This window comes from Polaromonas sp. P1_E1_2 (genome assembly GCF_056406035.1).
Genome location: NZ_JBFUAZ010000137.1, coordinates 1 through 8317 on the forward strand (window position 1 = coordinate 1; position 8317 = coordinate 8317).

General features: G+C 61.8%; 7 protein-coding genes and 1 pseudogene. 3 read left to right on the plus strand and 5 right to left on the minus strand.

The features are described from left to right. Positions 1–1112 (minus strand): excinuclease ABC subunit UvrC (uvrC, locus tag AC1D1P_RS08925; protein WP_477672722.1); only part of this gene is annotated, 1112 nt, incomplete at its 3' end. A 43-nt stretch (positions 1113–1155) separates the two neighbouring features. On the opposite strand from uvrC, the gene earP reads away from it, so the two are divergent. The 3 genes from earP to AC1D1P_RS08940 all read left to right on the plus strand — a co-directional run bounded on the left by earP (position 1156) and on the right by AC1D1P_RS08940 (position 3952). Next, entirely contained in the window at positions 1156–2301 is a 1146-nt protein-coding gene (gene earP, locus AC1D1P_RS08930) for an elongation factor P maturation arginine rhamnosyltransferase EarP (RefSeq protein WP_477672723.1), read from the plus strand. Between the two features lie 117 nt (positions 2302–2418). Next, entirely contained in the window at positions 2419–2973 is a 555-nt protein-coding gene (gene efp / locus AC1D1P_RS08935) for an elongation factor P (RefSeq protein ID WP_411883615.1), read from the plus strand. A gap of 115 nt (positions 2974–3088) precedes the next feature. Further along, complete coding sequence (locus AC1D1P_RS08940) at positions 3089–3952, plus strand: LOG family protein (RefSeq protein ID WP_457278831.1); 864 nt, start codon at positions 3089–3091, stop codon at positions 3950–3952. Here the strand turns inward: AC1D1P_RS08940 and AC1D1P_RS08945 are convergent. From AC1D1P_RS08945 to AC1D1P_RS08960, 4 genes and pseudogenes are all read right to left on the minus strand, one after another. Further along, positions 3930–5150: an MFS transporter gene (locus AC1D1P_RS08945; protein ID WP_477671027.1), complete on the minus strand. Its 1221-nt coding sequence runs from the start codon at positions 5148–5150 to the stop codon at positions 3930–3932. The two genes, AC1D1P_RS08940 and AC1D1P_RS08945, sit on opposite strands and share 23 nt — an antisense overlap. Before the next feature lie 24 nt (positions 5151–5174). Further along, a complete protein-coding gene (locus AC1D1P_RS08950) occupies positions 5175–6530 on the minus strand; it encodes a DNA recombination protein RmuC (RefSeq protein WP_477671226.1) in 1356 nt (451 codons plus the stop codon). A gap of 36 nt (positions 6531–6566) precedes the next feature. Continuing rightward, positions 6567–7553, minus strand: a complete 987-nt coding sequence (locus AC1D1P_RS08955) for a 2-hydroxyacid dehydrogenase (RefSeq protein ID WP_477672724.1) — start codon at positions 7551–7553, stop codon at positions 6567–6569. Further along, positions 7550–8317: pseudogene (locus tag AC1D1P_RS08960) on the minus strand (citrate transporter); the annotation flags it as partial. The pseudogene AC1D1P_RS08960 and the gene AC1D1P_RS08955, both read right to left, overlap by 4 nt.

An 8317-nucleotide genomic window follows, 5' to 3' on the forward strand; every position in this document is an offset into this window, starting at 1 on the left:
CTGCACACCAGGGTGGGTGGAACCGGCACATCAATGTAATGCTGCGCAATGAAGGCTTCCAGCACCAGAGCCTCCAGGGATTTGCCCGCAGGTGCGGGCGCAGGCACCGGCGGAACACTTTCACCGGCCGCCCCGGCTTGCGCTGCCAGCCTGGCATCCGCATCGATCTCGGCATCCAGTGCCGCGACGTCGGTGGCGTTTTCCACGTGGCTCGGAAAGTACGCCCTGTCGCCCAGGTGGCGGCCGCCACGCACCATGGCCAGGTTGACGCAGGCCTTGCCGCCCTGCACTTTCACCGCCAGGATGTCGACGTCCTTGTCGCCGCCGATTTCCATGGACTGCTGGTGCAGCACCTTGGACAGTGCCGACATCTGGTTACGCAACTCTGCGGCCTGCTCAAACTCCAGCTTGTCGGCATGCACCAGCATTTTTCTCTCAAGCTCGGTCAGGATGTCCTGGGCCTGGCCTTGCAAAAAGCGCTCGGCATTGGCAGTGTCCAGCGCGTACTGCTCGGGCGACACATGACCCACACAGGGTGCGGAGCAGCGCTTGATCTGGTACAGCAGGCAGGGCCGTGTGCGATTGTTGAACACCGTGTCTTCGCAGGTCCGTAGCCTGAACACCTTTTGCAGCAGCAAGATGGTGTCTTTCACCGCCCAGGCGCTAGGATATGGGCCGAAGTAGCGGTGCTTCTTCTCGACCGCGCCGCGGTAGTAGGCAATGCGCGGGAAGACGGCGGCCGTGGGCGCAGCACCTTCTTCGGCTGGGCGCGCACCTGTCAGCTTGAGGTAGGGGTAGCTCTTGTCATCCCGGAACAGGATGTTGAATTTCGGGTTGAGCGTCTTGATCAGGTTGTTTTCGAGCAGCAGCGCTTCAGCTTCCGAGCGCACCACTGTGGTTTCCATGCGGGCGATCCTGGTCACCATATGGCCAATGCGCGTGCCGCCGTGGTTCTTCTGGAAGTAGTTGGAAACCCGTTTCTTCAGGTTGCGCGCCTTGCCGACATACAGTACACCGCCCTCCGCATCGAAGTAGCGGTACACGCCGGGCAAGGCGGGCAGCGCGGCGACTTCGCTGAGCAGTTGGGGGTCAAATTCGTGGGCTTTGGTCATGGGCTGAAATGGTGCAACTGGCCGTATTGTGGACAATCCTTTCATGAATCGCAGCCTGCAGTGGGACATTTTTTGCAAAGTCATCGACAACTTCGGGGACATTGGTGTGTGCTGGCGCCTGGCCGCTGACCTGGCCTCGCGCGGGCAAAAAGTGCGGCTCTGGGTGGACGATGCCTCAGCATTGACATGGATGGCCCCCGGGGGCTGTGAAGGCGTGCAGGTATTTCCGTGGCCCTCCGGTGAACAACCCCTGGACCTGGACACCGCAGGGCTCGCGGGGCAGCCCTGCGATGTGCTGGTTGAGGCCTTCGGCTGTGAAGTTGCTCCTGATTTCATAGCGACTTGCGCTCGCCAGCATTGGGCTGGAGGCCAAAAACCCGTATGGATCAATCTCGAATACCTGTCTGCCGAGGACTACGTGGAGCGCTCCCACGCCATGCCGTCGCCGGTACAAAGCGGTCCGGCCGCCGGCTGGACCAAGTGGTTTTTCTACCCGGGCTTCACGGCTGGTACCGGCGGGCTGCTGCGCGAGTCAGGCCTGCAGGACAGGCAAGCAGGCTTTGACCGCGCAGGCTGGTTGAAAACCTACGGAATCCACTGGGGCGGCGAAACCCTGGTGTCCCTGTTTTGCTATGAGCCCCCTGCGCTCGAAGGCCTGCTGGCGCAATTTTCAGAACATGGCTTGCAGGGCAAACCAGTGCATCTGCTGGTGGCTGCGGGGCGTGCCGCAAATGCCGTTCGCACCCTGCTTGACGATCAAAATCGGCTGCAGCCCAATAAGGACGGGCGCAAGCAGCTATCAATTTCATACCTCCCCCTGCTGACGCAAACCGGCTTTGACCACCTGCTCTGGGCCTCGGACCTGAATTTTGTGCGCGGGGAGGACTCGGTGGTGCGGGCGCTTTGGGCCGGCAAGCCTTTCGTCTGGCACATCTATCCGCAGCATGACGGCGCCCACCTGGCCAAACTGCAGGCCTTCCTGGACATGCTCCAGGCGCCCCCCTCCCTGCGGGCTTTTCACGCCGCCTGGAACGGCAAAACAGCGTCGCCACCCACCGTCGGCGGCCTGGCGTCCTTCCCCATTGACCTGCCGGCCTGGCAAGCAACAGCCCAAGCGACCCGTTCCCGCCTCATGGCCCAGGACGACCTGGGGACACGGCTGCTCGGTTTCGTGACAAAAAAACGTTAAAATCATAGGCTTTGCAGAACAGCCTGAAGGTCGACCAGACTTTGGCGTCCTGCACAACCCGCCGCGGAACCTGCACACCGGTGCAAGCGTTTAGCGGCCTACCTCAGTAAAACTGCTATGAAAATCGCTCAAGAAATCCGCGCCGGCAACGTCATCATGAACGGCAAAGACCCGATGGTGGTGCTCAAGACCGAATACAGCCGCGGCGGGCGCAATTCCGCCACCGTGCGCATGAAGCTCAAAAGCCTGGTCGCCAACTTCAACACCGAAGTCGTGTTCAAGGCCGACGACAAGATCGACCAGATCGTCCTCGACAAAAAGGACTGCACCTATTCCTACTTCGCAGACCCGCTGTATGTCTGCATGGACTCCGAATACAACCAGTACGAAGTCGAAGCGGAAAACATGGGCGATTCGCTCAATTACCTGCAGGACGGCATGGAACTGGAAGTCGTGTTCTACGACGGCAAGGCCATCTCGGTTGAACTGCCCACCAGCGTGCAGCGCGAAATCACCTGGACCGAACCCGCCGTCAAGGGCGACACCTCCGGCAAGGTTCTGAAGCCTGCCAAGATCGCCACCGGCTTTGAAATCGGCGTGCCCATCTTTGTGGCGCAAGGCGACGTGGTCGAAATCGACACCCGCACCGGCGAGTACCGCAAGCGCGTGTAATCCCGCTTCTGCCTCTTTCATCTCCCTCAAAAGGCTCCTTACGGAGCCTTTTTGCTTTGCGCGGCCTCCAGTCCCCGAAAAGCACCCTCTCCACCTGATCGTTCACAATAAGCTTATGGAACAAAAACAAGATTTATCCGTCAGCCGCCTGGCCAACGCCTGGGCTGAACTGCAGGCCCATGCACGGGAAGGCACACCGCTGGAGGCCGACGCCTCACGGCTGGCATTTGCCGACCCGGAGTTTTTGCTGCGGCGTGAAACACGCGGGATCCGCTTCCAGCTGGAACTGCTCAAGCCCGACCTGGAACAGCAGGCCCATGGCATTGAAAATACCGTGGTCGTTTTCGGCAGCGCCAGGTTTCGCAGCGAGGAAGATTCCGTCACCATGGTGGCCGAAGCCGAGGCAGGCGGGGATGCCGAAACCATAGACCGCGCGCGCAAACTGGCCCGCAATGCCCACTATTACGAAAAAGCCCGCGCCTTCGGCAAGCTCGTGGCGCAGTACAGCGAGACAAAACCGCCCGAGACCAAGCTCTTCATCTGCACCGGCGGCGGCCCGGGCATCATGCAGGCGGCCAACCGGGGTGCGCACGAGGCCGGCGGGCTCAGTGTGGGCTTGGCGATCGCCCTGCCCATGGAAGAAGCGGCCAACCCTTATGTGCCGCCTGAGCTGTCATTCAAATTCCACTACTTCGCGCTGCGCAAGATGCACTTCATGATGCGCGCCAAGGCGCTTGTGGTGTTTCCGGGTGGTTTCGGCACGCTCGACGAACTGTTTGAAGTCATCACGCTGGTACAGACCCGCAAGGCCAAACCGGTGCCCATCATTCTTTTTGGCAGCAGCTACTGGAAACGCCTGCTCAACACCGACATGCTGGTGGAAGAAGGCGTGATATCGCCCAACGACCTCAAGCTCTTTCAGTACGTGGACGACGCACAGGTCGCCTGGGACCTGATCAAGGACTTTTACCGTCTGTAGGCCCGGTTTCGGGATGGTGCCCGCCATGGGCAGACATGCTGTCCTTGAGCAGCCACGCCGCGCGTGAACCCGCGCCGACCATGGCCCCGGTGACCCAGAAGACCCCGCCGATTCCCATCAGCGCGCCGGCAGATCCAAACAACATGGGCATCACCACGCTGGACGCATTGATCGCCATCAAGCGCAGCCCCAGCGCTTCGCCGTGGCGCGCTTCCGGTGTGATCTGGTGCAGCATGCTCATCACCATGGGTTGCACCATGCCCAGCGCAAGGCCCAACAGGATGGAGCACAGGCCCATGCCGATCGCCGAATGCATCAAGGGGTAGATGCCGAACAGTGCGGCTGTCGCCAGCATGGAGACCGCCAGTACCTTCCACTCGCGCAGATGGGCCGCCACCAGCGGCATCACCATGCGGATCAGGGCCGCGGCTACCGCAAACGATCCCAGGATGGTGCCTATGACCGAAGCACTGATGCCGCGCTCAAAACCCAGCACCGGCACCACAAAAGTATGGACGTCCCAGCAGGACGACAAAAACCAGTTCACCAGCATGAGGCGGCGAAAGTCGGCCTGGCGCAGCAAATCCCAGGCCTTGGGCTGCACCCCGCCGCTGGCGGCGATCACCGGAGGGAGCTCCCGCGTCTTGCGCACCAGGAACCAGCAGGCCAGCGGCAGGATCGCCATCAACAAAAACGCCGCCCGGTAGCCGGAAGTACTGCCCGGCACGGCGCCCACATGGTCGATCAGCAGGCCGGCGGAAAAAGGCCCGATGAAATTGGACACCGCCGGACCGATGGCTAGCCAGCTGAACACCTGGCGCAACTCCAGTGCGCCGACCGCCGCACGRCCCACGTGGCGCTGCAGGGAAATAACTGCCGCGCCGGTGGCGCCGCCCGTGAGCAGCGCCGCCAGACACAGCACCGGGAACACCGGAAAGGCCACCGCAGCCCCGGCTCCCAGCACCGCAGCGAACACGCTATACCGTATCGGGCGCCTGAGACCATGCCGGTCGGCGAAACGGCCGGCCGGCAGCGCCAGGAAGACTTGCGTCAGAGCGAACAACGCAAGCAGCACTCCCACCGCCGCAGGGCTGTAGCCCTCGCGCAGCGCCAGCAGGGGCGCCGCCATGCGCGTGCCGGCCATGCAGGCGTGCAGGCAGATCTGCGCCACGATAAGGCGTGCAAGTTCAGGCGTCATGACGCACAGCTCATGCGGTGCGCATCAAATGTTGTCCAGGTCTTTGTCAAGCGGATCCAATGGAAGCAGGCGGGCAGAATCGATTTCCGGGAGCGCTTCGACATTGCGCAGGGCTTTGCCCATGACACGGCTGCGCTGCTCGGCGCTGCTCAGCGTGTTGAGCACGGTTTCGGTTTGCGACTTGACCTTGGCCAGCACGTCGCCGAACTTGCCGAACTCTGTCTTCACCGCACCCAGCACCTGCCAGACTTCGCTGGAACGTTTTTCCAGCGCCAACGTGCGAAAACCCATCTGCAGTGAATTGAGCATGGCCAGCAGCGTTGTCGGGCCGGCCAGCGTGACACGGTGGTCGCGCTGCAGGAATTCCATCAGGCCGGGCCGGCGCAGCACTTCGGCATAGAGGCCCTCGGTCGGCAAAAAAAGAATCGCAAAATCGGTGGTGTAAGGCGGGTCTATGTATTTCTCGGAGATCGACCTGGCCTCCAGCCGTATGCGCGTCTCCAGCGCCTTGCCGGCGATTTCAGCGCCCAGCACATCGGCGCGCTGTTGCGCGTCCAGCAGGCGCTCGTAGTCTTCGCTCGGGAATTTCGCGTCAATGGGCAGCCACAGAGGTTCACCCGAATCAGACCGACCTGGCAGCTTGATGGCGAAATCGACCGGGTTCTTGCCACCACGGCGGGTAATGACCTGGGCCGCATACTGGTCGACGGTGAACACCTGTTCCAGCAGCGCCGATAGTTGCGCTTCGCCAAAAATGCCGCGCGTTTTCACATTGGTGAGCAAATGCTTGAGGTCGCCCACGCCCTGCGCCAGCGTCTGCATTTCGCCCAGGCCCTTGTGCACCTGTTCGAGCCGGTCGGCTACCTGCTTGAAACTTTCGCCCAGGCGCGTCTCCAGCGTCGTCTGCAGTTTCTCGTCGACCGTCTTGCGCATCTCGTCGAGCTTGGCCGAATTGGTTTGCTGCAGTTGCGCCAGCTGTTTTTCCAGGGTCTCGCGCACTTCACCCATGCGCCTGGCGTTCGACTCGCTGACGGACTGCAGCTGAGTGGTCAGGGTATCCGACAGCGTTTTTTGCAGCAGGGTGAGTTGCTGCGAAAACGCGTCAATTTGCGTGTTCTGCGTGCGGATCGCTTCGGCGCTTTGCTGCACCAGCGTTTGCTGGAAGGTGGCGAAAGTAGTCGCCAATTCCTGCCGGCTACTGCGCGAGTTGTCGCCGATCTCGCGCCGCAATTCACGCTCAAGTTTGTCGTGGCCTGCCGCGATGTTTGCCAGCAGCTCGATGCGGCCCGTATCCGCTGGTTCGGCGGGCTTGCGCAACAGCAGCCAGACCAGCAACAGCAGGTTGGCCACCAACAAGGCAATCATCAGCCAGGATTCCATCATCTGTTCATTGTCCGCTTGCTGCCTTCTTCTTGCTTATTTGCCGGCCAGTACCACGGGGTTGAGCGGGGTCAGCGGCTTCTTGCCGCCGAAATATGCGATCAGGTTGTCGGCAGCCAGCCCGGCCATGGCAAGGCGTGTGGGAATGGTGGCGCTGGCGATATGCGGCGTCAACACCACATTGGGTACGGTCAACAAATCAGGATGCACCTTGGGCTCGCCCTCGAACACGTCCAGGCCTGCGGCTGCGATATGCTTGYTCTTCAAGGCSGCAGCGAGTGCGGCATCGTCGACGATACCGCCGCGYGCGATGTTGATCAGGTTGGCGGTGGGCTTCATCAACGCCAGTTCTGCTGCGCCAATGGTGTGGTGGGATGAAGGCGAATACGGCAGTACCAGCACCAGGTGATCTGCCGTCTTGAGCAGTTCTTCCTTGCCGACGTAGCTGGCTTTGCATTCTGCTTCCAGCGTTGCATCCAGGCGCGAGCGGTTGTGGTAAATCACCTTCATGCCAAATCCATGGGCACCGCGTTTGGCAATGCCCTGCCCTATGCGCCCCATGCCCAGGATGCCCAGCGTGGCGCCGTGGATGTCGGAGCCCGCAAACATGTCGTAGCTCCATTTGGTCCATTTGCCGGCGCGCAGGTAATGCTCGCTTTCGGTCACGCGGCGTGCCGTGGCCATCAGCAGGGCAAAACCGAAATCAGCGGTGGTTTCAGTCAGCACGTCGGGCGCGTTCGTGGCCAGCACGCCGGCAGCGGTCATGGCGTCGATGTCGAAGTTGTTGTAGCCCACCGCCATGTTGGCGCAAATTTTTAGACCCGGGCAGGCGGCCAGCACCTCCGCGTCGATTTTGTCGCCGCCGGTGGTGAAGGCGCCGTCCTTTCCCTTGAGGCGCTCGGTGAGCTGGGTCTTGGACCAGGTCTCGTCGGCCTGGTTGGATTCAACCTCGAAATACTGTTCCAGGCGGGCGATGACTTCGGGGAATACGGCGCGAGCGACGAGAATTTTGGGTTTGGTCATGGTGTTTTCACAAGTGATGCGGGAGCAGGTACTTCCGTCCCGGTGGGGGAATGCATTGCGGACGCCGGCGGTGCGGTCGCTGCAATCTTTCGGGCACGGGGAGCGTCAGGATGCCAGCCAAGCACGGCCAGCAAAACGAAAAATCCGGCCACATAGCCCAGCGCCACATGCCAGCCGCCCTTGATCCAGGCGCCAACCGACTTGGCCTCGGGGTACATATTCGACAGGGCCACACCAGCGGAGGAGCCAAACCACAGCATGCTGCCGCCAAAGCCGACGGCGTATGCCAGAAAGCCCCAGTCGTAGCCGCCCTGGTGCAGGGCCAGCGCCGTGAGCGGAATGTTGTCAAACACCGCACTCACAAAACCCAGGCCGAAAGCAGTTTGCCAGCTGGCGGCCGGCAAATGCTGCACCGGCATCATGGAAGCGCAAAGCACCAGCGACAGCAGAAACACACTACCGCGTGCGGCGTCAGGCAACAAGCGCCAGTCGGGCCGGCGCCAGGGCGTGGTCACCGCGATGGCCACCCATACCGAGATACCGATCACCGGCAGTTGCTCCAGCACCGCCGGATCGCGCAGGTTGAAATACACATTGGCAGCTACTGCCGACAGCAGAATGATGGCGACGATGCCCAGCCGGGCCCAATGCAGATGCGCGCCCGGAGTGGCGTCCTTCATGATGGGCTGCAGCGCGTGCTGCTGGCGCGCAGCGATCACGCCGAAGATGGCCAGCGCCACCAATGCACCGACATAGGACTCGAA

Coding starts and splice junctions, on each gene's coding strand:
- earP (WP_477672723.1), top strand. CDS start 1,156: ATGAATCGCAGCCTGCAGTGGGACATTTTTTGCAAAGTCATCGACAAC.
- efp (WP_411883615.1), top strand. CDS start 2,419: ATGAAAATCGCTCAAGAAATCCGCGCCGGCAACGTCATCATGAACGGC.
- AC1D1P_RS08940 (WP_457278831.1), top strand. CDS start 3,089: ATGGAACAAAAACAAGATTTATCCGTCAGCCGCCTGGCCAACGCCTGG.
- AC1D1P_RS08950 (WP_477671226.1), bottom strand. CDS start 6,530: ATGGAATCCTGGCTGATGATTGCCTTGTTGGTGGCCAACCTGCTGTTG.